At 43.7% G+C, this 24758-nt stretch carries 21 protein-coding genes and 1 pseudogene; 7 read left to right on the top strand and 15 right to left on the bottom strand.

All coding sequences use genetic code 11. The annotated features are described in order from the left end of the window. The 4 genes and pseudogenes from JGK22_RS24505 to JGK22_RS24490 form a co-directional block, all read right to left on the bottom strand. Positions 1–265 (bottom strand): annotated as a pseudogene (locus JGK22_RS24505) (MerR family DNA-binding transcriptional regulator); the annotation flags it as partial. Positions 266–800: 535 nt separating this feature from the next. Next, positions 801–2147 (bottom strand): EAL domain-containing response regulator, encoded by a 1347-nt coding sequence (locus JGK22_RS24500; RefSeq protein WP_293184882.1) that lies wholly within the window; start codon positions 2145–2147, stop codon positions 801–803. Between the two features lie 512 nt (positions 2148–2659). Beyond that, complete coding sequence (locus JGK22_RS24495; RefSeq protein WP_293184881.1) at positions 2660–2929, bottom strand: hypothetical protein; 270 nt, start codon at positions 2927–2929, stop codon at positions 2660–2662. 190 nt (positions 2930–3119) lie between these two features. Continuing rightward, a complete protein-coding gene (locus tag JGK22_RS24490) occupies positions 3120–5051 on the bottom strand; it encodes a serine/threonine-protein kinase (protein ID WP_293277412.1) in 1932 nt (643 codons plus the stop codon). A 175-nt stretch (positions 5052–5226) separates the two neighbouring features. Between JGK22_RS24490 and JGK22_RS24485 the strand changes: the two genes are divergently transcribed. Together JGK22_RS24485 and JGK22_RS24480 are read left to right on the top strand one after the other, a co-directional pair. Then, positions 5227–5643 (top strand): element excision factor XisH family protein, encoded by a 417-nt coding sequence (locus JGK22_RS24485; RefSeq protein WP_293184879.1) that lies wholly within the window; start codon positions 5227–5229, stop codon positions 5641–5643. Next, complete coding sequence (locus tag JGK22_RS24480; RefSeq protein ID WP_293184878.1) at positions 5631–5966, top strand: XisI protein; 336 nt, start codon at positions 5631–5633, stop codon at positions 5964–5966. Before JGK22_RS24485 ends, JGK22_RS24480 begins: the two co-directional genes overlap by 13 nt. 173 nt (positions 5967–6139) lie before the next feature. On the opposite strand, the gene JGK22_RS24475 is transcribed toward JGK22_RS24480, so the two are convergent. From JGK22_RS24475 to JGK22_RS24455, 5 genes are all read right to left on the bottom strand, one after another. Next, positions 6140–7258 carry a Rho termination factor (modular protein) gene (locus JGK22_RS24475; protein ID WP_293208357.1) on the bottom strand — a complete coding sequence of 373 codons (1119 nt, stop codon included), beginning with the start codon at positions 7256–7258 and terminating at the stop codon, positions 6140–6142. Between the two features lie 521 nt (positions 7259–7779). After that, the gene (locus JGK22_RS24470; protein WP_293313963.1) at positions 7780–8667 is read right to left on the bottom strand and encodes a ParB N-terminal domain-containing protein; all 888 of its coding nucleotides are present in this window, start codon (positions 8665–8667) and stop codon (positions 7780–7782) included. 6 nt (positions 8668–8673) lie between these two features. Beyond that, positions 8674–10164 carry an AAA family ATPase gene (locus tag JGK22_RS24465; RefSeq protein ID WP_293313960.1) on the bottom strand — a complete coding sequence of 497 codons (1491 nt, stop codon included), beginning with the start codon at positions 10162–10164 and terminating at the stop codon, positions 8674–8676. A 349-nt stretch (positions 10165–10513) separates the two neighbouring features. Beyond that, a complete protein-coding gene (locus JGK22_RS24460; RefSeq protein ID WP_293184873.1) occupies positions 10514–11566 on the bottom strand; it encodes a fatty acid desaturase in 1053 nt (350 codons plus the stop codon). A 237-nt stretch (positions 11567–11803) separates the two neighbouring features. Continuing rightward, positions 11804–12097: a hypothetical protein gene (locus JGK22_RS24455; RefSeq protein ID WP_293184872.1), complete on the bottom strand. Its 294-nt coding sequence runs from the start codon at positions 12095–12097 to the stop codon at positions 11804–11806. A 126-nt stretch (positions 12098–12223) separates the two neighbouring features. Between JGK22_RS24455 and thrC the strand changes: the two genes are divergently transcribed. Both thrC and JGK22_RS24445 read left to right on the top strand, forming a co-directional pair. After that, entirely contained in the window at positions 12224–13342 is a 1119-nt protein-coding gene (gene thrC / locus JGK22_RS24450) for a threonine synthase (RefSeq protein WP_293184885.1), read from the top strand. Positions 13343–13552: 210 nt separating this feature from the next. Next, positions 13553–14188, top strand: a complete 636-nt coding sequence (locus tag JGK22_RS24445) for a Uma2 family endonuclease (RefSeq protein WP_293313957.1) — start codon at positions 13553–13555, stop codon at positions 14186–14188. 400 nt (positions 14189–14588) lie between these two features. Here JGK22_RS24445 and JGK22_RS24440 read toward each other — a convergent pair whose 3' ends face one another. Beyond that, complete coding sequence (locus tag JGK22_RS24440) at positions 14589–18206, bottom strand: CHAT domain-containing tetratricopeptide repeat protein (RefSeq protein WP_293198161.1); 3618 nt, start codon at positions 18204–18206, stop codon at positions 14589–14591. Positions 18207–18225: 19 nt separating this feature from the next. Next, positions 18226–19149 (bottom strand): DUF4384 domain-containing protein, encoded by a 924-nt coding sequence (locus JGK22_RS24435; RefSeq protein WP_293313954.1) that lies wholly within the window; start codon positions 19147–19149, stop codon positions 18226–18228. Between the two features lie 249 nt (positions 19150–19398). On the opposite strand from JGK22_RS24435, the gene JGK22_RS24430 reads away from it, so the two are divergent. Then, on the top strand, positions 19399–19749 hold the full coding sequence (locus JGK22_RS24430; RefSeq protein WP_293198166.1) for a hypothetical protein: 351 nt from the start codon (positions 19399–19401) through the stop codon (positions 19747–19749). Between the two features lie 63 nt (positions 19750–19812). Here JGK22_RS24430 and JGK22_RS24425 read toward each other — a convergent pair whose 3' ends face one another. Next, positions 19813–20454 carry a hypothetical protein gene (locus JGK22_RS24425; RefSeq protein WP_293184866.1) on the bottom strand — a complete coding sequence of 214 codons (642 nt, stop codon included), beginning with the start codon at positions 20452–20454 and terminating at the stop codon, positions 19813–19815. A gap of 74 nt (positions 20455–20528) precedes the next feature. Here JGK22_RS24425 and JGK22_RS24420 point away from each other — a divergent pair, with 74 nt between their 5' ends. Beyond that, positions 20529–21554, top strand: a complete 1026-nt coding sequence (locus tag JGK22_RS24420; protein WP_293184865.1) for a YihY/virulence factor BrkB family protein — start codon at positions 20529–20531, stop codon at positions 21552–21554. A gap of 511 nt (positions 21555–22065) precedes the next feature. Next, on the top strand, positions 22066–22728 hold the full coding sequence (locus tag JGK22_RS24415; RefSeq protein ID WP_293192806.1) for a hypothetical protein: 663 nt from the start codon (positions 22066–22068) through the stop codon (positions 22726–22728). Positions 22729–22903: 175 nt separating this feature from the next. Here JGK22_RS24415 and JGK22_RS24410 read toward each other — a convergent pair whose 3' ends face one another. The 3 genes from JGK22_RS24410 to JGK22_RS24400 all read right to left on the bottom strand — a co-directional run. Next, positions 22904–23596: an MAE_28990/MAE_18760 family HEPN-like nuclease gene (locus tag JGK22_RS24410; RefSeq protein WP_293208368.1), complete on the bottom strand. Its 693-nt coding sequence runs from the start codon at positions 23594–23596 to the stop codon at positions 22904–22906. 106 nt (positions 23597–23702) lie between these two features. Then, the gene (locus JGK22_RS24405) at positions 23703–24236 is read right to left on the bottom strand and encodes a DUF262 domain-containing protein (protein ID WP_293184858.1); all 534 of its coding nucleotides are present in this window, start codon (positions 24234–24236) and stop codon (positions 23703–23705) included. A 194-nt stretch (positions 24237–24430) separates the two neighbouring features. Continuing rightward, positions 24431–24758 (bottom strand): hypothetical protein (locus JGK22_RS24400; protein WP_325315616.1); only part of this gene is annotated, 328 nt, incomplete at its 5' end.

The raw sequence follows: 24758 nt of genomic DNA, 5'->3' as shown, positions 1-24758 counted from the left end.
AGTTAAGCCCACTGGCAATGTCGGTAATGAGTTCGGCTGATGGATAGAGTTCCAATAATTTTGCAATTTGTCGGTCAAGGTCGGCTTTTTGATGCAGACGGTCGACTCTGGCGTAGAGGATAGTTCTTTGATTAGTTTTGCTAAATCCGGCATCAGAATTAATTAAATATCGTCGTTGACCGGAGGGTGTGCGAATGGCGGTAATAATACCATCTTTTTCCCATCGCCTGAGCGTATGTAGGCAAACTCCAAAATGTTCGGCTGCTTGCCTTGGGGTTGAGTAGCCAAAAGTGAATAATGCTGAATATTCGGCTAGTTTAACACATTATTCAGATAATTCAATCAAAATTCAGTAAATCAATCAACAGGAGAATGCTCTCAAAAAGCTACAACTTTTCAAGAGGGAGCGTCAACTTTTCCGCAGAAAAAAGCAGCTAAAAGAAAGAATTGGCTCTTCAGTACCTTTTTTGCTGAATTTTTCATTAAGCACGATCGCTTGGCTGTAAAATCCCGGCTTCTAGCCTAAACTTTGCCCCCAAGCCTCAAAGGCTAAGAATCATAACTAGGCTGATTGCCCGGTAAGGGTTTAGGCCTAGCTTACAGACTTATTGAGCATAACGCGCTAGTAGGTAAGCGCTACCAAACGTCACTATGTAATAATTGTAAACTATCCAAATGCCAAGAAAGTAGCACTCCTGGGCCCTGTTTACATACTGTTACATGGTTCAGTTTGATAGCGCCTACCTACTTAATGAAGAGCCAAAGAATTTCATTTTATCATACAGAAATCCTGGTAACACTTAGACTATTCCTAGACCTGACATGGTAAGGTTTTTAGATTTTTCGGGTTCGGAGACAGGGACAAAAGGTATAACACGAGCAGGTGCTGCTACTGGGGGCTGAGCGAACAAACGCTGGTTGGCAATCAACATACTTTCAATTATCGCTGCCGGTTCGGGGCGGCTGAACAGATACCCCTGCATGATATCGCATTGGTGCTGTTTCAAGAAAGCTAGTTCTGCTTCTGTTTCTACTCCTTCTGCAATTACTGTCATATTTAAGCTGTGACCCAGCAAAATTACTGCTGTGGTAATAGCAGCATTTTGAGCGTCTTCGCTGGCATTTCGCACGAAAATGCGATCGATCTTTAAGCTGTCAAAAGCAAATTGCTTGAGATATCCTAAAGTAGCATAACCGGTGCCGAAGTCGTCAATGGCAATCCGAATTCCGAGAGCTTTAAGTTCGTTTAAAGTTGCGCCTGCGACTGTCGCATTTTCTACCAGAGCGCTTTCGGTCATTTCTAATTCTAAATTAGCAGGCTCCAAGCCTGTAGTTTCTAATATTTGCACGATTCGGGCCTTGAGTTCGGGGTCGGATAACTGCCGGGCCGACAAATTTACTGATATCGTAAAAGGCGAGAACCCCGCCGCCAGCCAACTCGCGGCTTGAGCGCAAGCTGAAAGCAGTACCCACTCGCCAATCTGAATAATTAAACCTGTTTCTTCGGCTAAGGGAATAAATTCAGCGGGAGAAATTATACCTCGATCGGGATTTTGCCAGCGCACCAAAGCTTCAGCGCCGATAACTTGTCCGGTAGCAATATTCACCTGGGGCTGATAGTATACTTGAAACTCACCTTGTGCTAAAGCGTGGCGCAGCAGAGCTTCTAGAGCCAACTTTTCAGGGGAGAGGACACAAACCTTTGTAGAGTCGTTAGCTAAATCTTTGAGTCTGGCTTCTGCTTGGTGAAGCGCAACTGTCAGGGGTTGGGTAATAGTTTGCCGTTTCGAGACGCGAGAAGCGATCGCCCCCAACAATTCAGCCTTAGTAAACGGCTTTGTTAGGTAATCGTCAGCCCCCAATTCCATCCCCCGACGAAAATCGGTTTTGGCACTTTGAGCCGTGAGGAAAATAAATGGAATTGTAGCAGCCAGGGAGTTTTGTCGCAGAGTCCGCAACACGTCATAACCGTCGAGTTCCGGCATCTGTACGTCGCACAAAATTAAGTCTGGGATCTCCGAAAGTGCCATCTGCACCCCAAATCGACCGTTTTCTGCCACGATAACTCGGTAGCTGTGAGATTCCAGGAGTTGCACAAGAGTCTCCCGGATTAATTCGTCGTCTTCAATGACTAAAATTTTGAGCATGATACTTAGATAACAGATGGCACTATATATCAGAACCTGACTAACTCTAGCATACTCAAACTTGACAGTTACTGATTAGGCCAATTAGCTAATAAATTTTTAGCCAAATGGCTAAAGATTTTCCCTCGGTTCTTAAGTGACAATCAAAGAATTGGCAAAATTCGCAATAGTTTTCGATCGCTTTCAAAGGCATACAACTGTTGCGCCCGACTATTTTAATAAGATTTAATAACGAAATATTGGTTTTTTCTCATAAAAAATGCCGCCAACACTTTCAATACGTGGATGGTGGCATTTTTTATATAATGTCGGGTCAATTCGCTTTAAAAAGTGTTCGATCGTTCTGGCTTCATTCCTGGGATGGATGCGGACTAAAGTCGGAACGATCAAACCAATTTTATTTTGTCGTTTCAGGGGACATCATAGGATGGACTGATGGATGCGGACTAAAGTCCGAACGATCAAGCCAATTTTATTTTGTCGTTTCAGGGGACATCATAGGATGCGCTGCCTTAATTCACAGGTTTAGTGGAATTCGCGCAAAACTTGTCATCTACAATTGCAGAATTGATACTGACAGCTTGCATTGATGATGACGGAATGATGAGGTCTCGCGGAACTACAAGTGTCTTTTTGCAAACTAACTCGCTGCTGCCTACAGAGGCAAAGTTCCAAGCATAAAATTCGGGATTGCTGACTGTCGCACTGGCAGAAGATAAACCTAATGCAGTCATTAATACTAATCCCAAAGTTACTAAAGCTACGATCGCAAATCTCAGCATATTCTTTGTTTGAACCGGAAAATTTACCCGCTCGGGATTACTTCATTATGGCTCGATCGCCCTCAAGGCGTCAATAGCCTTGAGTCGATTTTAGATTTACTCCGACCGATGAGTCAGTGAGCTTGAACGGGAGTCTCAAATTTTCGACCGCGACAGGAGTCGGGGGCTAAGATCCGTTTTGGGATGGGGGTTATTTCGTCTCCAGATTCAACTCGTAGGCGATCGGCTCGGATGACTGAGAAACCACCACGAATTCATAAAAACCAGCATCATCGAGAGTTCCAGACCAACTCACCTCCTCTGCATCTTCCAGTAAAGCCTTGGCTTTGTTGGTGCGCCCAGGAGAATAAATTGATAGCAGAGTTGATTTGCGCGGAGCTTGCAAATTTACGCTCAAAATCTGATTTTGGGCGAACCGGGCAATGTAAGCTTTGCCTTCTCCGGGCTTGAGATTGCCTTTGAGGGTTTTGTTGTTCGCGCGGCGGTCAAATTCGACGCTTTCAAGAGTTGCTCCTGCTTGCAAAGAGGCGAGGGCGTCGGCGGTAATTGCTTGCCAAATTTGTCCGATCGGCAAACCGATGATATTTTTATTCCGTGGGTGCTGTGGAAACCAATAAAAGAACTTGGCATCAGCCAAATCGTACAGCGCTCGACTGCTCAAATTCAGCTTGTTAACCTCGGCTTTGGAGCGATCGAGATCGGCAGTCTCGTAACTGCCCAACCGCGCTCTAGCATCGCTGCTAAGGTTTTCGAGCTTGTTGAGCAAGTCGTCGCCGATTTTCTGCCACCTTTCGCGCCATTGGCGATCCTCGTCGCCTTCTTTTAACAGCCGCCCGTTTAATTCTGGGTATTTGGCATAGAAATTCTCATCTACAAGGTTGACGTAACCGTTGTAGAATCGATCGTCAATTTTAAGCCGAGAGTAGCGATCGCGCAAAGCATCCTCTTGCTGCTGCTTCGGGCCCGGAGTCACGGGAATCTTCTGCACTTTTGATTGCAGGTTTAACACATAATTGCCCGCAAACCAGCCAACTCCGCCCATACTCGATAGCACCGCCACTACGAACAAAAACATTTTCCAAGCAGGCATCTTTTGCTGATTGCCGATCGTGGCCACTCGCACTGGAGTTCCCGGAAGCTTCGGGGCGGGGGCTGGCACGGGTATGGGTGCGGCCAGAGGTGTGTAGTCCGGCGGTGGCTGCGTGAGTCCCAAATCCGGCTGTGGGGATGGCTGTGGCTGTGGCTGTAACAGCGGATTGCCGGAGAGAGCGAGCAAAACCTCGCGAGCCGAGGAGTAACGCTGGTTCGGCTGCTGAGCGAGCATTTTATCCAGCACCAGGGACAAATTCGGAGAGAGAGAACAGTGCGATCGCCAGTTCCAATTCAGTGTCTGACTGTCGAGCAATTCATGCGGTTCCTTCCCTGTCAACAACACCAAAACCGTCGCAGCCAGAGCGTACAAATCGCTGTGGGGAGACACAATCCCCATTTGCATCTGTTCGACGGGAGCATAGCCGAGTTTGCCGATGCGAGTCGCGGGGGTGGGAGTGGCGTTAGCTTCAGTTTCAGCAAATAGAGATTCTACGGTGGCGGCGATTTGTTTGACTCCGCCGAAGTCAATGAGCACGGGCATTCCGTCAGACAAGCGCAGAATTAGGTTGTCGGGGGAGATGTCGCGGTGAATCACTCCCAAGGAGTGAATGTATTCGAGGACTGGCAAAATTTGAATCAGCAGTTGATTGATTTCTGCTTCGATGAACCGCAAACCCTGACGCTTCCTGGCATCCAGCAGGAAGCGGTAATTTTGACCGGGTACGTAGTCTTGGACGAGAAATAGGTAGCCTCGATCGACTATACTGACGCGAAACATTTCGCGGAAGCGCGGGATTTGGTTGTGTTGTAGCTTGTAGAGCACTCCGGCTTCGCGCTCGAAGAGTTCCTCGGATTTTTGTAAGGCGTAACTTCCTTGTACTTGGGGCGCAAATTCTTTTAAAACGCAGGGTTCGTTAAATCGGTGGGCATCTTCAGCGAGGTAGGTGCGTCCGAAGCCTCCGTGTCCCAATTCGCGGACTATGCGGTAGTGGTTATTGAGAGTTATGCCGGGATAGATAGGATTAGTCATCACTTATAGGTGGATTTTGTAAACTGTCACGACTCCTGTTTGCTCGGACTATAAGAAATATTATCCTTAATTGGTATTGAAGTTCGATCGACAAGTAGTTTTCCGCGGCTATGAGTTGGGAAAAGCATTGTGTTATTATATAATTAGGGTAACAGTTGATGGTTAAGCTTAGAATATGCCAGCAAAAGACATCTACCACAATAATGTCAGAACAGCCCTGGAAAAGGACGGGTGGACAATAACCAAAGATCCGCTACCATTAAAAATTGGCAAACGTACTCTCAGTGTCGATCTAGGTGCAGAAAAACTATTTGCCGCCGAAAAACAAGGTCGCAAAATTGCTGTAGAAGTCAAAAGTTTTGTGAGTGCTTCACCAGTTCATGACTTAGAACAAGCTGTTGGACAGTATATTGTTTACGAAGATATTCTACAGCGATCGGAACCTGAACGGATAATATATCTGGCAATCCGTGCAGAAGTTTATGCAGAAATTTTTTCTGAACCTATTGGGCAGATTTTGCTAGAAAACAAGAGATTTAAACTAATAGTTTTTGATTCATTAAAGGAGACAGTTATCAGATGGATAGACTAGATGAATATCGCCAAATTGTTCGCAATGTTTTAGATAGTTATGCCCAGATTTCTTACGGACACGGAGAAATTAAAAGCAGCGTTATTGTCGATCGCGAACAAAACAATTTTTTACTGATGCACGATGGCTGGCAAGGGCCTAAAAGAATTCACGATTGTATCGTTCATGTGGAAATTATTGACGGAAAAATCTGGATTCAACAAGATGGTATAGAAACGGGAATTACCGCAGAACTTGTAGAATTAGGAGTGCCTAAAGACAAGATAGTTTTAGGGTTTCATCCGTATCACGTTCGGCAGCATACGGGATATGCGATCGCCTAAACCAGCTTACAATACAATAAAATTGGGCGTTGCTGAAACTAGCGAGTTTCGGAGGCAAATCATACTCCTTTCTCAGCAACGCCGAAATTTGTATCAAAAGCCCGATCGCGCATTTTGCATAAAAACGCGATCGAACACCAAACAATTAGTTTTAACTCTTAACAATTACCGCTTTATTTGCCATCAGCTTCTCTGAGCGCAGCCAGAATTTCCGGTCGTTTCATGCGCGCGTAGTTCCGCACTTTCCGGTCTTTGCCGATCGCCTTCAAGCGTCTCAGCGAAAGAGTATCGTAGTCTTCCTCGTCTTCCTGCTGTTGCTGCTGGGGCGGAAACGGCAATTCTAACTGCAACTGCGGTAGCTGAGGTTTCGACTGCGCCTTCGACTGCTTCTTAGCCTGGGTTTTTGGCTGCGCCTTCGACTGCTGTTTCGGCGGTGTCTCGGGCTGTATTTCTGAGTGCGTCGCAGCGGCTCCCAGTTGGCTGCGGAGCGTGGCAATTTGATTTTTTAGGTCATTTTCTACGTCTGCGATCGTGTCAGCCACAAACTGATTAATTATTTGGACAGTGCGATCTAATTTGATTGACAACAATTTTTCCAGTTCATCCAACTGTCTCAACACACCTTCAAGATTCATCTCCGAAATAACCTCCGATTTCGGAGAACTATTGCTGCCAGATTGTTCAATTTTTTTAGCCAATTTATCTACCTTTTCATGAAATGTTTTTTCAACTTGTTCTAGCAGATGCTTTATCTGTGTTATTTGATCGCGATCGAAGTTCTGCTCGGCTAGAGCTTTTACTTGTTTTTTTAGCAGGTCTTCATTCTTTTTAACAGATTGTTCTATTTGTTTTGTTAGACTCTCTACCTTTTTTTGAAATGATAGCTCAAATTGTTGCAGTAGAGTCTCAAGTTGTGCAGTTTTTTGAGTCGGCTGCGGAGCTAAATGTTCCATTTCTGCTTGAGCCGCAACTACCTCCTCGTCGGTCATTTCAAAAACCCAAGCCCACATTTGCTCAAGGCCGAGTTCTTTCGCAACAATACACCAATCTGAGCCGCAGACAACTTCGTATTCTTCTTCGTTGCTGTAAGCTTCAGTAGGACGTACAATTAAAGGAATTAAGTTGCTGCCTTGCTCGATGAGACTTCTCCTGAGAGCTTCCCGACGTTCGCGAGGGATTTCTCCCCCCTGAGTCTCTGGTACTGCAATTTGGGAAGTATAAATCTGACTGTGACTAATTGGCTTAATCCGCAAATATTCTACTATTCGGTTTTGATCTTGCGATCGATCCATCTTCTTACAAGTCCCCTTTTGTCATTAAAATCAGGTGTTTGGGTAATTATATATATTTGCACTTTACAGCCTGGGTTTTAAGTGCCACAGGACTAACTCAAGAACTCTAATGATAGGGTGCGAGACAAACACCTTACTCAGACTTTGGTTAGTTAAAGGATTTGTTGGCCTGAGTCTCTAAATCTGGGAGAGATATCGGCGGCGTGCTGTACCTGTGCGGCTGGCTGTGGGGTGAGGGCCCGGGCGATCCTGCAACGAGGGCTTCGCTAACGGCAAAACTGACTGCAATTCCTACAAAAAATCGACTGTGATGAGTTTAACTGGCTGGGGGACACAAATTATACACTGCTTCACTCATCTTTACTTTTTTTGGCGATCGGGCGATCGCTACCGTGTTCAGGTTTAGCAGGAATTGCCAGTTGTGAGTATTTTTGCTCCTAGTCAATCACCTTTCAGAAATCCGGTTTTAACTCTTGTGGGGTGGGCTTCTAGCCCGCCCCCAAAAAAGCAATTGAGACGGCTCACAACTTATGAGTATTTTGCCAGTAATCAATAATTTTAATCATTGTTTTGTCGCCTAGCCCTTGAATACGTTCCACCACATTGGCAAATGACACAAACGGCTTCACATCTCGCTTTTCGTCGAGGATTCGTTGTATAATTTTATCGTTCACTAACTTAGTATATTCAAAATTCGCTTTCAGTTGAGATTTATCTTGAGTATTGAGTGCCTCCAACAGCGACATTGGTTGAGAAGTTACCTGTTCAACTTCTTGCACAGTATCTACCAAAGTCGATTTTTTAGATGCAAGCTCGGCTTTAAACTCATTAATTCTGTTAGCCAACTGCGCTTCAATTAACAGAGGTAATTGTTGGGCAATTAGGTTTTCAATTTCTTGTATTCTCTCGGCTAACAACTCTTTTTCACGGGCGTGTTCAGCTTTCAATTCATGAATTTGAATTTCTAACCGGGCTTCAATATTTGTCACTCGCTGCTCTAAACTAGATGAGGCTTCTAGAGTTTGAATTTCAACTGAAGCCTCAGTTATTGATTGCTCTTTGATAGTTTCACTTTCACCAGCATTCTCAGTGATTGCGGTTTTTCTGAGAATTTCCAGTTGTTCTAGGAGAAGTGCTTCATTTTCTGGTTCCAGGATGAATGCTCCGATTGTCTCGCCCTTGAGAGGTTCAATTTCCCTGGCTCTCGCCGCGGCGTAGTATTCAAGGTTTCCGTCTACTATTTCGTAGGCATCCATGCTGGTGCGGCGGACAATTATCGGATTAATCAAGCCTCCTGCATCTAAAATTAGTCTAGCTAATTTGTCTAAATCGCGATCGGCAAAATTGGAACGGGGAACTGCGGAGGTAATTCTTTTGACTGCAACCAGTGACGGAGATAATTTTTTCATAAGTTTTTACTTACCTATTTTTACCAAAACTTCTTCGGCTAGCATTTCAAATTCTTGGGATGAAGTGCAATCCGGTTTAAAATCTAGCACCGAAATCGGATCGGCGATTTCCATATTGCCCACGATTTTAAATAGTTCTGCACACTTTGCTAAATCCTCTCTCTCATAAATTACGCTGTCCATAATTTCCAGGCCGTAGCGTTTGGGAATAGCCTCCCTCCGCTTGGGCAAACTGTACTGTACAAACTTAGGATTGGGTGAGATTTTGCAAGGGAGGATGCCTAAAATTTCTAAAGGTTTTTTGCCGATTTGTTTTTTGAATCCATTAACTTTTTTAATAAAATCCTTGACATTAATCAATCCTTGATTGGCAAAAGGTTTTAAGTCAGAAGGAATAATTAAATAATCCGCAGCAATCAGGGCAACTCTGGCGAAAAAATTCAAAGATGGCGGCGTATCAATCAGTACAATATCGTACTTATCTTCTACTTCCGCTAGTTTTTGAATTAAAATCATGCGACTGTAATCTAGTTGATTTAGTTCCGTTTCATAGTACATTAAATCGATGTGGGAAGGAACTACATCGATTTTAGGATTGCAAAAATTAGACTCGCGGGCTACTTCGGCGATCGAGTAAAAATCCTCTGATTGCAAAACTTGAAGAATATTGCAATCTTTCAAATCATCTTGTTCTTCATCTTCAAATTTGACCAAACCAGTTGCAAAGGTTGTATTTGCCTGACTGTCTAAGTCGATGACTAGGACTCTTTTACCTTCCTTGCTCAGGGCTGCTGCTAAATTGACTACTGTTGTGGTTTTACCGACGCCGCCTTTGTTGTGGTAAACTGCTATTATTTTCATACTATTTTGCGGGGTTTGGGGAATGATTAAATCGGATGATTTAACTAAAATATCTTCAGGTATTTGTTCGGGGGATGAGACTTGAATGATTTCAGGTTCTGCGGTGGCGGGATTGTTTTGTTGTACCGATACTTCGGTAATTAACTCAGGAGTAACTAAATTAGTTTTACTATCTTCCAGTTCTAGATTATCTGGATTTATTACAAACTTTAAACTATCTCTGCCAATTAAAGCTATAATTTCATCAATTCTACTTTCAAGGTCTTGTCCGGCGCACTGAAATGCTAGCTGAATATCATCGCTCACTCTTGCATAAATTCTAATCTCTTTGCCGTTAGTTATGAGTCCGTAGCGGATGCTTAAACTTGTTAAGTAACGCTTCAGTTTCCGCCGATGGCGGTCTAGATTTTCCTTGGGATGTTTTGCTTCCATGACTAAACTCATGGGCGAGTCTGCATCGAACACTATGGGGATAACTTGGGTGGCAAAGGAAAGGAAGTCTAGGCGAATATTCCCAAAGGCGATTTCTTGGTGCCAAGTGTCGGGGGTATAGCCGAGTTTTGGCAACAAATAACTGACAATGAGTTTGCTTTCTACTTCGCTTTCGTTGCGACAGTTATTGGGATTGAAAATCATGTTTCATGGGGAATTGGGAATTGGGAATTGGGAATTGGTAATGGGTAATTGGGAATTGGTGTCAACTTCATGTCAAATGTAATCTAATGTTTGACTATTAGCCCCGCTGATCCCCCCTAACCCCCCTTAAAAAGGGGGGGACAAGAGTAATTTCAAAGTCAACCCCTACTCCCCTTAAAAAGGGGGGACAGGCAATGCTCAAAGTCCCCCTTTTTAAGGGGGATTTAGGGGGATCTAGACTGCGCTAAAAGCAAGATTTATCAAAAATTCTAGCTAGGGATTGTGATATTAATAAAACCCGGTTTGTTTAACAAAACCGGGTTTTTAGGGGATTTATCGCGTTTCAAACTTATTTGGTTTGAGCGTGAAATTCCTCTAATGTTTGATAGCCACCAGCGGGGTTGTACAGGTGACAGTTGTCTGCAATCCGCTTCATTAAAGACCAAGAAAATTTGGTTTCATAGAGATGAGGTTGCCAGTTTTCCTTTAAGCTGCTGTGGGCTAGGCGCAAGTTGTACCAGGGTATAGCAGTTGAAAGGTGGTGGGGAACGTGCACGTTAATGTCGTGGCACAGAAACTCAACCCAGCGGGGATAGTCGCAGTGAACTGTTCCCGATAGTTGTGCTTGGGCTTCGTTCCATTCTTCTGGTGCTTTAAATGAAATGTCTGGCGCTGTGTGGTGAACAATGGTGAAGGTGCTCATCCAGAAGTGGTAAACCATCCAGGGCATCAACCAAAATTTGATGAATCCCCAAATGCCTGTGGTGGCTATTAAAGTCGGAAATACGATCGCAGCACCGATCAAAACCACAAAAACCGAAAACCGCACTTGTTCGCGTTGTTGACCTTCTTTGAAGCGCCACCACATAAAGTGTACTTTTGCCCAGTGGGCGATCGATCCAATCCACCACATTGGGCCGAAGATTAAACGATAAGCTATTTGTAATGCTTTGGGCGCGGCAGCGTAGCTTTCTGCTGTCATTGGTTGCCAAGCATTATCTTCACCAATTTTGTTGGTGTGCTTGTGGTGATAATTGTGTCCGTGACGCCATGCGTGAAACGGAAAAATTAACGGGAGAAATGCGAGATGTCCGACTAAATCGTTTACCCAGCGGCGGTTGGCAAATGACCGGTGTCCGCAGTCGTGGCCTATCACAAAAAAACCGGTTAATCCGGTACCTGTGAAAATCCACATCAGGGGCAGTAAATACCAAGGTGATACTGCTAGGCCAAAATAACCAACAGCAACTAGAAGAACGTTGACGATGACTTTTGTCCAAGCTTTGCGAGGGTTTTTGACAAATACTTCGCGCGGCAGGGTTTGGAGAATATCTTTGAGGCGCAGGTTGGAAGTGTCCCTTGCGGATGTCAAATTTAGTGGTTTTTCGATCGATGCTGTCATAAATTGATGTCTACTCTCCGTATGCCAAGTGGATGGCTTAACAAAATTAACGCAGTAAAATATCAGCTCGCTACTAACAATTAGCAGACGAGTTGAGCATTAGGCAAGCGCTTTTTAGCAAATGCTAGCGATCGCTAGCCGCGGATTAAATGGCTAGCGCTTTTGGTTAAAAAAAACACTGCGGTTAACAAAACTTTACTTTTTATACCACAGGGGCGGCACAATTAGCACGAGTTGTTACTGGTAATTGCCGTTGCCCACAGCAGAATTTTTGCCGATCGCAACTTGAGATCCAGCAACGGAGCGCTGCTGTTTGAGGGTTTGGACTTCCAGCAGCAAGGAGTCGATTTCTGCTTGCAGGTGCAGGAACTTAACTTGCTGATCGGCTTGGTAGGGGCACTTCACCGAATCTACTTTGCGCGCAAAACCCGTCGATAGCGTAGCAGAACTAGCGATTTCGGGATTGCTAGCCGTGACTTGAGGCCGAGAAAGAGTGGAGGAATTATTTGACATTAGTAATTGAGTAGACATATCTACACATTCACACCATTAAGTTACTTTAACCTGAACGGATCGTATCAAACATTAAATTAACCGATCGAGCTAAAATTAGTGTAAATTCTTTGCCAAAGCCTAGAAACCATTGACATCGTGACCCTGATTCTACCTGTAACTGACTCTGCTGCTAACTCCGCTGCCCGCGCAGCCTCGCCGAAACTTCACGGTTGGCCGGGCTTGATCGAAGCTTATCGCCCCTACCTGCCGGTGACTGAAACCACGCCGGTAGTGACACTCCAAGAAGGCAATACTCCATTGATTCCAGCACCTGCGATCGCCTCTCTCATCGGTAGAGATGTGCGCGTGCTGGTGAAATACGACGGCCTCAACCCCACTGGTAGTTTCAAAGACCGGGGGATGACGATGGCGATTTCCAAGGCGAAGGAAGCCGGCGCCAAAGCTGTAATTTGCGCCAGTACCGGCAATACTTCGGCAGCGGCGGCAGCCTACGCCAGACGCGGGGGAATGCGGGCTTTCGTGTTGATTCCCGAAGGTTACGTGGCTTTGGGCAAGCTGGCGCAAGCTTTGCTTTACGGTGCGGAAGTGATTTCGATTGTCGGTAATTTCGATCGGGCTTTAGAAATTGTCCGCTCCATGGCAGAAAATTATCCCGTAACTTTGGTCAACTCCGTCAACCCTTACCGCTTGGAAGGCCAAAAAACCGGCGCGTTTGAAGTAGTGGACGCCTTGGGCGACGCCCCCGACTGGCTGTGCATTCCCGTCGGAAACGCGGGAAACATCACAGCATACTGGATGGGTTTTTGTCAATACCACCAAGTGAATAAATGTTCGCGCCTGCCACGAATGATGGGATTCCAAGCAGCCGGAGCAGCACCGTTGGTAACGGGTAAACCGGTGGCCAACCCAGAAACTTTGGCGACAGCAATTCGGATCGGCAACCCTGCTAGCTGGAAACAGGCTGTTGCTGCTTCCGAAGCCAGCCGCGGCAGTTTTTCTGCTGTCACCGACGAAGAAATTCTCGACGCTTACCGCTTGTTAGCATCCGAAGAAGGGATTTTCTGCGAACCAGCTAGCGCTGCTTCTGTCGCCGGTTTGCTGAAGGTAAAAGACCAAGTTCCAACAGGAGCAACGGTGGTTTGTGTACTCACTGGTAATGGTTTGAAAGACCCAGATACGGCAATTAATCACAGCAAGAACAACTTTAAGCAAGGAATTGCTCCGAATTTGGATGCAGTAGCTGGCGCGATGGGATTTTAAGCAGAAGGAAGAGAGAAACGGCACGGATTTGAACACGGAGACACGGATGAATTTAACTGAGTTTTATTTCAGGAGATATGAATACTCTGTGTTCTCTTCTGTGTCTTTTCTTCTTCAGTCAAGCGGATGTCCTTGAGGGGAGCCAAATCCGTTACCGAACTTCATTCGGCTATAATAGGATTATCTGTCAAACACTCTTGAGAAAAAGTTATGTTACTAACCAAACCTCGTGCCGATCGAGTTGTTATGTATAATATCAGTTGGCAACAATTTGAGAACTTGCTCGCGGATCTCGGTGAAAGCCGTGCTGCTAGATTCGCCTATGACAATGGAACTTTAGAAATTATGACACCCTTACCCGAACATGAATACTACAAAGAAACGATCGGCGATACTGTTAAAGATATAGCAGAAGTGTTGGAGCAAGATTATGCAAGTTTAGGATCAACCACTTGGAAGCGAGAAATCCAAAAAGCTGGAGTAGAACCAGACAATTGTTTCTACTTCCAAAATGAGCCAAAAATTCGCGGCAAACTCCAGTTTAATTTGGAACAAGATCCGCCGCCGGATTTGGCTTTAGAAATAGACGTAACGAGTAAATCTCTCAGTCGTTTTCCCATTTATGCTCGGTTGGGTGTGCCTGAAATTTGGTGTTACGATTCGGGTGAACTGAAAATCTACCAACTGGAGGGGAAAGAATATATTGAGGTACAAACTAGCTCAATTTTTCCAACTCTTCCGATACAAGAAATACCAGAATTAATCGAGCAAAATCGTAATTCTGGGCGGATTTCTTTGCGTAAAGCCGTGCGAGCATGGGCGAGAGAAAAATCGGGAGAACTCTAAGATATTTTTCAATCAAATTTAGACTAATATCACGAGCCGATAAAACTTCTTAATATGCCCATTAGCTTAGCTACATTATTCAGGAAATATTCATTAGGATCGATTTCAACTACAGAATCAAATAATTTCATAAATTTCCAGTTATATCAAGATCCTCGGCGGTTGAAACCGCGTCTACACAAACGAAGTCCGCCTACGCGGACTAAGAAATAGGACAGGCAAGATGCCTGTTCCACTCTTAGTTAAAATTCATTGTGGGGTGGTGAATACCATTACTCAAAGTCCCCCTTCTTAAGGGGGATTTAGGGGGATCTAGGCTCGACTACAAGCGACATTTCCTATGGTTTTCAGTCGGAAGTTGACACCAATAGCCGAATCTCTAGCCCCTAAACGCGACATTCTACATTTCCCCCTGAGAAATCCATGCACCCCAAAAATAGGGATGAGATAACAATTGATAATCGGGGTTAGCCTCAATAAACTCCTCTGAAATAACTTTTTTCTCGTTGATAAACTCAGCGAGAATATCACGATCAGGATCGTCACGAAATTGTTGTAACTCCCGAATCGTAATTGTGCGAATATAAGATTGAGCCTTTAATAAAGCTTCTCGCTTACCTAAACCCAGCTCAACATCACTTAAAAACCGATCCATCAACAACAGAGAAGGGCGGGTAGGAACTTCCCACAAACTCATAATTAAAGCCTTACATCCCGCCACCGCAAAGGCACGCCGCAGCCCAAAAACTCCCTCTCCTAATTGCACGTCTCCCAAGCCAGTTTTACAAGCAATTAAAATCGTTACTTCATTTTCCCATAAATCAATCCCGGCCACATCCTGAGCTAATAATAATCCTTTCCCCGCATCCTCTGGTAAATTTTTCCCTTGTCGCGAAGTGTTTGCCCCAGCAAAGGCTAAACCGGCACGAATCATGGCATTATTAGCAGGGGCAACGGCAAAGCGATCTAAGGGGTTTTCCGTGAGGTTGAGTGCAGGAGATATTTTATATTGTTCTGAGACTTTCTGGGCAAAGTTTCTTAACCATTCCGCGCTATTTTCTTTGCCTTGTGCCGCACAAGTTACCGCTTGATTTTCCATTGCCATCAGCAATTTGGAATTGACTAAATCTCGATTTTTTGCTAAAAGATTTTCTTCCTCTTCCGAAGGACAGTTGAGCAATTCTTGGGTTAAGCGAATATAGGGACTTTCTGGTTGAAAATAGCCGTGGGTGGCAATTAATAAAATTCGCGGACAGGCTGTTTGAGACAACAGGGTTTCTACGGCTTTATCGCCTAAATATAGATTGGGAATGGCTAATTTTTCCGCGATGCTTTTGGCTAGGGTTTCTGTTTCGGGAAGGGGGTCAAATTCCTTTGAGGATAGACTATGAAAAACGGGTTTTGTACTGTGTGAGTTAGCACCAGATTGGGACAAACTTTCTGTTTTAGGTTTTGTCGAAGGGGGTTGAGGATAGTCAAAATTAGGATTGGCAATAATCAAGGATTCGGATGCGGTACGGTCTGTCTCCAGTTTCCATCTTAAAACATCTTTGCCACTACTGAGATAACTGATTTGATAATTATCTCTTAATAACTGTTGGCCGGTTTCATCGACGGGCAAAACGCCAAAGGGAATCAGGCTTAATTGGGAATCTGGGGCGATAAAAATGTTTTGGTAAGGTTCCAAAATTGAAAGGAGAGGAGTAAATATTTTTTCCCGTAGGGCGTTGGGATATTCGGGGTTATATTGATAAGCATTTAATCGCTCTTCTAGTGGTGCTTCACCTGTTTTTTTCGTGCCTCCTCTTGCTGCCATTATTTCTGAAGGTGGGGGATTGTTTTCTAAGGATAAAACTTGACGTACATTGTCAATTAAATCATCAATGGGTTGGGCTTCACCTAATGAAATCATCTGCACCGCATCGGAATCTTCGGCGGGTAAAATAAATGCCCAATATTCCGCAGATTTCCATTTTTTAGCTTCGGGGGCTGTAAAATCATAGCGATCGAACCGCACATATTCCACTAATACCGCATTAGCGGGTAATTCCAACGCAACCGCCCGACGATCTACGGTTTGATGTTCCAGTTGAATCTCAGGAACTTGGGTGGCGAGTTCCTTTTCTAATTGTTGACATTGTTGTTCTAATTCCGCAATATTTTTTTGATACTCTCCCAAACCATCACGATAAACTTCTATGCGAGTTGCTGCATCTTGAATGGGGAAACTATAGGTGCGGTGAAACAGTTCTTCTTGCAAAGAACGGAGGCGATTAAACTGGGGTTTGAGGTGGGAATAGCGTTGGCTGTGGATGGCAAAGTTAAACGCCGCTAGCGCTGCTGCCGTCAGAGATTTGCGTTTTAAAACGACATCTAAGGCTTTTTGGACTTGTTCGGGATAGTTGGATAAATGTTGAGAAACTAAAGATATGAAAATCTCTAATTTTTCTCTATTATTTTTAATATATTGCAGTCGTTCTTTTTCTGAACTAAAGGCAAAATTACGACGAATTAAGCGAGTCTCCATTTCGGTGGCTTGGCGTATTTTTTCAAAGGCTGCTTGGGGCCGGTTCATAGCTGTTAAAAATAATCCCAAGTTATTCAGACTAGATGCCACATTAGAATGGTCGCCTGGAAATAGGCGTTTTATCATTTCTAATGCCTGTAGGTAGAGAGGTTCAGCATTCGTGTAGCGTCCTTGGGAGTTGTAGAGTAATGCCAAGTTGTTCAGACTGCTTGCGACATCATGATGGTCGCCATTAAATAGGCGTTTTCTCATCTCTAACGCCTGTAGGTAGAGAGGTTCAGCTTCCGCGTAGCGTCCTTGGGAGTTGTAGAGATATGCCAAGTTATTCAAACTGGTTGCCACATTGGGATGGTCGCCTGGAAATAGGCGTTTTATTATCTCTAACGCCTGTAGGTATAGAGGTTCAGCTTTCACGTATCGTCTCTGGGATTCGTAAAGTGATGCCAAGTTATTTAGACTGTTTGCCACATCATGATGGTCGCCATTAAATAGGCGTTTTCTCATCTCTAACGCCTGTAGGTAGAGATGTTCAGCATCTGCATGGCGTCCTTGGGAGTCGTAAAGTGATGCCAAGTTATTCAAACTGGTTGCGACATCACGATGGTCGCCATTAAATAGGCGTTTTATCATTTCTAACGCCTGTAGGTAGAGAGGTTCAGCTTCCGCGTAGCGTCCTTGGGAGTAGTAGAGTAATGCCAAGTTATTCAGACTCGTTGCCACATCAGGATGGTCGCCATTAAATAGGCGTTTTCTCATCTCTAATGCCTGTAGGTAGAGAGGTTCAGCTTCCGCGTAGCGTCCTTGGGAGTTGTAGAGATATGCCAAGTTATTCAAACTCGTTGCCACATCATGATGATCGCCATTAAATAGGCATTGCCACATCTCTAACGCCTGTAGGTAGAGAGGTTCAGCTTCCGCGTAGCGTCCTTGGATGTTGTAAAGTGATCCCAAGTTATTCAGACTGGTTGCCACATCAGGATGATTGCCTGGAAATAGGCGTTTTCTCATCTCTAACGCTTTTTGTGAGAGAGGTACGGCATCTGTGTAGCGTCCTTGGGAGTAGTAGAGTAATGCCAAGTTATCCAGATTGGTTACCGCATAGGGATGGTCGCCATTAAATAGGCGTTGCCACATCTCTAACGCCTGTAGGTAGAGATGTTCAGCATCTGCGTAGTGTCCTTGAGATTCGTAGAGTGATGCCAATTTATTCAAACTGAGTGCTACATCAGGATGATTGCCTGGAAATAGGCATTTTATCATTTCTAACGCCTGTAGGTAAAGATGTTCAGCTTCCGCGTAGCGTCCTTGATATTCGTAGAGATACGCCAAGTTATTCAAACTGAGTGCTACATGAGGATGGTCTCCAGGGTGAAGAGATTGAGCTAAGATTAATGCTTGTTCAGCAATCTCTATCGCTTCATTGAATTTCCCTTGATAATAGAGTTCACCAACTTGTTCATTGAGTTGTTCCCAAGCATTCTCTTCGTTCATGGTTCCATCACCTCTAAATTTAAGCAGCAACAACCAGATATTCGGTATATAACACCTCAGCGTTCGTTTGACCATTCAAATAGTCCAAAATTTCCGCTAAATGCTCTTGATTGACTTCTAAGGCTTTCTGGCGACTATCTTCCAACCACTGAAAAGGCGGTAATTCAGGAGTAATCACAGCAAGCAGTTGTTCCCATCCTAGCTCATCGGAGCCAAAGAATTTATCCTCCGAGTCAGCATGGGGTAACTTCGTCTCTTTCCCTGCATGGTAGGATGACCGGGCAAATTCCGAGGGACACAAACAAACAATCGTGCCGTTAGGTTCCCGTTCAAATAAGATTAAATGTCCGACTTGGGGAGAAATCACCCGATAAGTTAAATCGCTATTTACCGGAATTTCTTGACGTTTAGTTTTATGTTTTCGTGCGCCCATACCTGATAGTCGCGGTTCCCATTTTTCCACAATTAATTCTGATTGGATTTCTCCTGCTTTCGTAGGTTGGGAATTTTCAACTTTCGTTTTTAATTCGTTCCAACATTCTTCGATAGTGCGCGGTTTAATTAAACCCTGTTCTTTTGCCCATTCAGGAAACTTAACTTTTTGTAACCAAGCTTTACCTATTTTCCAGCGGCCTCTTTCAGTTTTCCCAAAGTCGCACCCTTCATCTTTCAGCTTGTCGCAAATTACTTGTAAACGATCGCGCAAAATAGCAGCCGCCGCATCTACACTTTTTTTAGTATCATTCGGATTTTTCTCTTCCTTTTTAGTTCCCTCTAGTAATTCACCTTGCCATTCATCAGCTAAAGTCCTATCATTCGATTCTGCATCTTTTTCGCAGAACCGCAGCAAAAATACTATCAGATTTTTGCCAGTAAAGCCAAATTTCGTTGCCATTGCTGCAAGAAAGTCTTTTTCATGGTCTTCATACCTGGGTAATTTCATTGCCTTTACCTTTGAGAGACGATAATATCAGTCTATCAATGCTTCCGAAACCTGGCAAGTACCCAACCACTTGATTCTACCAGTTTCTACTAAATTCTACTTTGGAAGTATCCAACACTTAATTCTACCAGTTTCTACTAAATTCTACTTTCTTTTGACATCTATTTATATCTACATAATCCGTTCTCAAAATTTGCATTTTCAGTTAAACCCTCGTTATTATCGTTGTAAGTTTTAGAGGAAACCACCATGTTTAACAAAAATAAAAAGCTCATAGAAGAATTGGAAGGCTTGGAGGACTTAAAAGAAAGACTCATTCGCCTAGAGGTCAAACAAGAGCAATACCAACGGGAGTTTGAAGTTTATAATCAGGATATTGCTAAATTCCAAAAAACAATCGAAGAATTCGAGGGCATTCTTAAACCTTTTCAGATAATTTGTACCTTAATTACGCAAACGCCTGGAGGCCTAAAAACTTGGGTACTCGCAGTAACGATCGCTGCTACAATTGGTTTAGTCGCGGTCGATGTTTCCATCCGTGCGATCGGAGTAAAACCATTTATCAGGTTTCTAATTGAAGAAACCAAAACTTTAAAATGATTTCCGATCGCCCATCGCCATAAACCCGATGCGAGTGTTGGAATACAGACTACAGACTAATGACTAATTCCCAAACGGCGGTAAATCGAGTAACTGGTTTTTAGAAGGTGGAAGCTGGGCGGGATTCCGGCCAATTTGCGCGGGATTTTGGCGGATTTCGATCGCAGTTTCGCCCGGATTTGCAGTGCGAGTAGGGACTATTTCTAGAGAATAGGCTGGTGATGGTTCCATTTTTGCAGTAGGAATAGTTTGTGCTTTGGTGAGCAAGTCAACGGCGTCTGCTAGGGCGGTGGTTAAATTTCTGCTAGTCTCGGCGTGACGGGCTTCTTCTTGTTTGAGCGCTTGAGTGAGTTGTTTAATTTGTTCGATCGCCCGATCGCGCTCTTCGAGAACTTCTGTTAACTTAGTTTTAAGTTCCCCAACTGTATGCAGTTGTTCAACCTCATGCTGGCGAGCAACTCCAGCCTCGTCACCTTCGGGCGCAATCGGGGAGAAACTTTGAAATTCCTGTATCTGTGCTTCCAAAGCATCGATGCTTTGCTGAGTTAACTTAGCATCATTCCGGCGCTGCTCGGCTTCGGTATTGTAGAGTTGGCGCCATTGAGCCGCACTTTCACCAGCGTCATCGCGATCGCGCGAAACCTCTGTCAACTGCTGTTGTAGTCGCTTAATTTCATCTAACCACTGTCTGATATCTTGAGACATATTGTTTATTTTAGATTTTAGATTTTAGATTTTAGATTAGTCATTGGTCATTAGTCATTGGGAATTTGTAAGCTATGAACATTTATTACTGGTTGCGCTACCTGATTTTAGCCTTGTTTAAGGCACTTTTGAGGCTGCTGAGAGCTGTCAAAACGAAATTTGGTGATTTTTGGCTGTTTTGTCGCTGTTTGACTTGGAGCACGCTCAAAGAAGTCTGCATGAAAGCGGGAGAGCAGCGGTTACCCGGGCTGTCTGCCGAAATGGCCTACAATTCTATGCTGGCGCTGTTTCCTGGGCTCTTGGCTATCTTGTCGGCGATCGCCCTGTTTGAACCTTTGCAATCAACACTGTATCAAATGGCCGGTCTTTTGGGCAAAGTTATACCCGATGAAATCCGAAATTTGATTAGGAGTTCCCTCACAGAAATTCTTTCAATACGCAACCAACAGCTATTTTCACTAAGTTTTGTAGTATCGCTGTGGGCATTTTCTGGAGTAATGAGCGCCGCGATGGCCGCCCTCGATCAAATTCATCAAATCCCGGCTACTCAAACTCGATCTTTTGTTAAAGCAAAACTTATTTCTATTTCTCTAAGCATTGGTACAATTTTGCTACTAATCTTAGCATCAGGAGTTGTCTTTGTCAGCGACTTAATTGTGCAAGCTATTGCCCGCCAGAGTTGCCTGTTAGAGTCGGTAGCAAATTGCAATTTAAAAGATGTCAAGAGTTGCCTAATGTTTCTGCCAGATTGTCCCTTAGAAGCACAATTATTAGGTATTTGGCGACTGTGGCGTTGGCCTAGCACCTTGGGCATTGTATCCCTTGCCTTTGCCTTTGTTTACCGCTACGGGCCGAGCCGCCGTCACCCAGAGACACCGATTTTTTCCGGGGCTGTGTTTGCAGCTCTGCTATGGGCGATGCTTTCAGGTTTATTTCGATTTTATGTTTTGAATTTAGGCAATTACAATTGGACTTACGGCACGATCGGAACTTTTATCGTTTTGCTGCTCTGGCTTTATCTGTGTTGTTTGGCGATGTTGATCGGTGCTCAGTTAAATGTGACTGTGGGAAAGGCAATGAAACAATCAAACAAATGGTAATTGCTAAAGTAGTTAGTAGTTAGTAGTTAGTAGTTAGTAGTTAGTAGTTAGTAGTTAGTAGTTAGTAGTTGGTAGTTGGTAGTTGGTAGTTGGTAGTTGGTAGTTGTAGGATGTGTCGCCACCAAAAATCTCTAGCTACCTATCGACAATTTAACAGCTCCGCACTCGACCCCAATGGTATGATAAACAAACATAATATTTATTTTGTAGCATTTTTTTATCAAAACGATCTTATTAATCAAATCAAATAAAATGAGTTTCAGCAGTAAGACGAAACAAACAGAAAACTAAATTATTAAATTTTGTCACTTACCGGATATGAGATTATCGGCGCAGTACAGTGCTGAGTATACCCGCAACAAAAGACAGAAAAATCAGTATCCAAATAACACCACCGGGAAGGAATGTTAAGAGGCCAACACCTCTAAGAATCCAAACTAATAAAGTTATCCCTAGGACAGTCCAGAAAATGCGGGTTGATAGTCGAAGTTGCAATCTAGGAGAATTAGTCATGTTGAATATAAAAATCTTATCTGGATCAATGATAGCTGTTTTGCTGGCGATCGCCAGTCACTTCACCTTCATCTCGACTCCCGGCGCTGCTGTGGCGCGCGCAGGTGCAAATACTCTGGGGGAAGTAGCCAATGCTGCTGCAAAACCTTCCTCTGCAAGTGTAGCAATTGGCGATCGCACAATTGGCGAAGCAAAAATCGGCATGACTTTGGGACAACTCAAGCAGGCTCTAGGTTCCACAGCCCAGTTTAAGGTAGAGTCTCCTTTTATGGTAGACTTCGATGCAGTGGCGATTAGTCGATCGGGAAAAGTACAGTATCGGATTATCTACGCTGCGGGTACAAAGCTGAAAGATGCGGATGCGATCGAACTTTTGATGACTGACAATTCTAATTATAAAACAGCTCAAGGCGTCGGGCCAGGAATGACATTAAAACAAGCCGAGGCAATTTACGGCAAGACTACTTTATCTTATAATGTGGATAATGAATCGAGAGAAAATGTAGTTTTTGCCAACCAACCGAGCAAAAAGTTCTTGTTTGTTCCCAAGGCTGCTGGGAAGCAATTTGCAGGAGTTTATGGCGCGGGTAAAGGGGGATTTTTTGAGACTAACAAGTATCAACCGAATGCTGTAATTAAGTCAGTGATGGTGCGGAAGTAGCCTTCGCATCATTCCTAGAAACCGGGTTTCTTCGGAGATATCTCGCCACCCAACCAAAATTACCCTAGAAACCCGGTTTCTTGCCCCTCCCATCATTCCCAGAAACCGGGTTTCTTATGAGATATGTCGCCACCCAACCAAAATTACTCTAGAAACCCGGTTTCTTAGCCTAAAATTAAGGATTATTTGTATTTACGTCCAAATACTCTTGATTGTCCAGATAACTTTTAACATTCTCAAGTATTTGATGCAAATACTCTATGACTTCTTCCTTCATTTCTAATAGTTCCTCAATAGCCTGATATCCCCCCACTTCTTCAAAAGACTTAATCCCGTGGGCTAAATCATTTCTATTACTTTTAATCACTACAAGATTTTGCCCATTTTTGGTCTTAGCAAAGTCTGTTTGATATGAAAAACCGTATTTGTCTGCTATTTCTTTAATTAACCTAGCATCCACATTTCCTGAAAACAGTTCCTCGCGTTCAAATGTAGCTGTGATTATATCAGTAGAGAGTTGATTAATTGTTAAATAAATTTTCTTAGGAGAACGATTTTTAAGATTTTGGAGGACAATCAGTTTAATTTCTGGTTTGAGTTTGTCAAAGGTGACTGCTTTATTTTTGAACTCCTCAAATATGGCTTCAATCGCATTTCGCATAGTGGATTCAACCAAGTTATATAGCAACAAAAAACCATTGGCTTTGAGCGTTTTTGCTAACTCTGGATCTAGGCTTTTAATTTGGTAGTTGCCAGTAGTATCAAGTAAAGCTAACTGCGTTGTCTGTTTTTCCAGGCTGTCCAAAAATACAAAGTAATCATCCACATCTTTAGCACGTATATTAAATTCTAAGAATACAGTTTCCATGATTATATTCGACTGCCAACATATTGAATATGCACAAATTATTTTGATTATACCAATAATTGCAGCAGTATATTTTGTGCTTTATTGAAATTTCTTTACTTGGCTGTTAAAATGATTGTATCCGTTCAAATACATCTCTTCGGACTTCCTCGTTGGCAGCTTGGGTTAGTTGGATAATCCGAACTGTAGTTCGGTTGAAGTTTCTCTGACGAGAAAGCAGTAGATCGGCAAACTTAAATCCATTTAATTGCTCTATTTTTTCGAGTCCACTTAATGTTAATTCGTTATTGATAAATCTAGCTAGGGTAAGAATGCGTTGTGCGCCGTCTACGATCTCTAAACGTGGTTCATCATTTTCATCATGACGGATCTCAACAACGAATATATAAGGTATTGGTATCCCCCAAATTACAGACTCAATAAACTTTGATTGCCTGGTGTCATCCCAAACAATTTGACGTTGGTAGTCTGGAATAAACAATTTATTAGTATCATCGTTAATTCCTTCCAGATATTTTTGAACGAGTATTTCGACTGGATACTGTTTCGTGTCGTAATTAATTTGCTGCCGCTTGTCGCGAATTTCCATTTCAGCGGCATTTCTGTCTTGAAGCGTAATTTGTTCTAGTTGCGATCGCATATTTTTAACTAACGAAGAAGCACTGTATATACGAGCATTTTACCACAACCCAGGGTTGATAAAGTCCTGTTCGGAGAATTTTAGTCTTGAGGCTACCGCAGTGTAAATTCTGATTTGACTAAGATGGTACGGCCGATCGCCCTTAGCAACAAAAAGAGCGATCGCCAAACAGAAATCGCCGCGAAGATTAAAATCTACAACGCGCTGCTGAGGGAATTAGAAGCACGATCGCGCAATGCCTCCAAACGATTACTTTCCCCGTTTAAATCGAACACAACCTCAAACTTAACGTGGGGTATAGTTTGTCGCAAAAACTGAAAATGCCCCTCTGCATCGGAGCGACTGCGGCAGCGGGCGACAATTATCCATTGCCCAGAGGGTAACAAACGGGCGATCGCCCAACAACACAAGCGGTCTTTGTATTTGATACTCCCCAGCCCGCTCCGGGACGGGGATTCTTGAAGAGTCCAAATGCGAACTTTCAAAGGCGAAATCAAAGCGCCTCTACTGACTCCTTCAAGA

The sequence above is a fragment of the Microcoleus sp. PH2017_08_TRC_O_A genome (assembly GCF_020738665.1).
Lineage (GTDB): Bacteria > Cyanobacteriota > Cyanobacteriia > Cyanobacteriales > Microcoleaceae > Microcoleus.
Note: the sequence above shows the minus strand (reverse complement) of the source record. Positions and strands in the feature narration are given on the sequence as shown.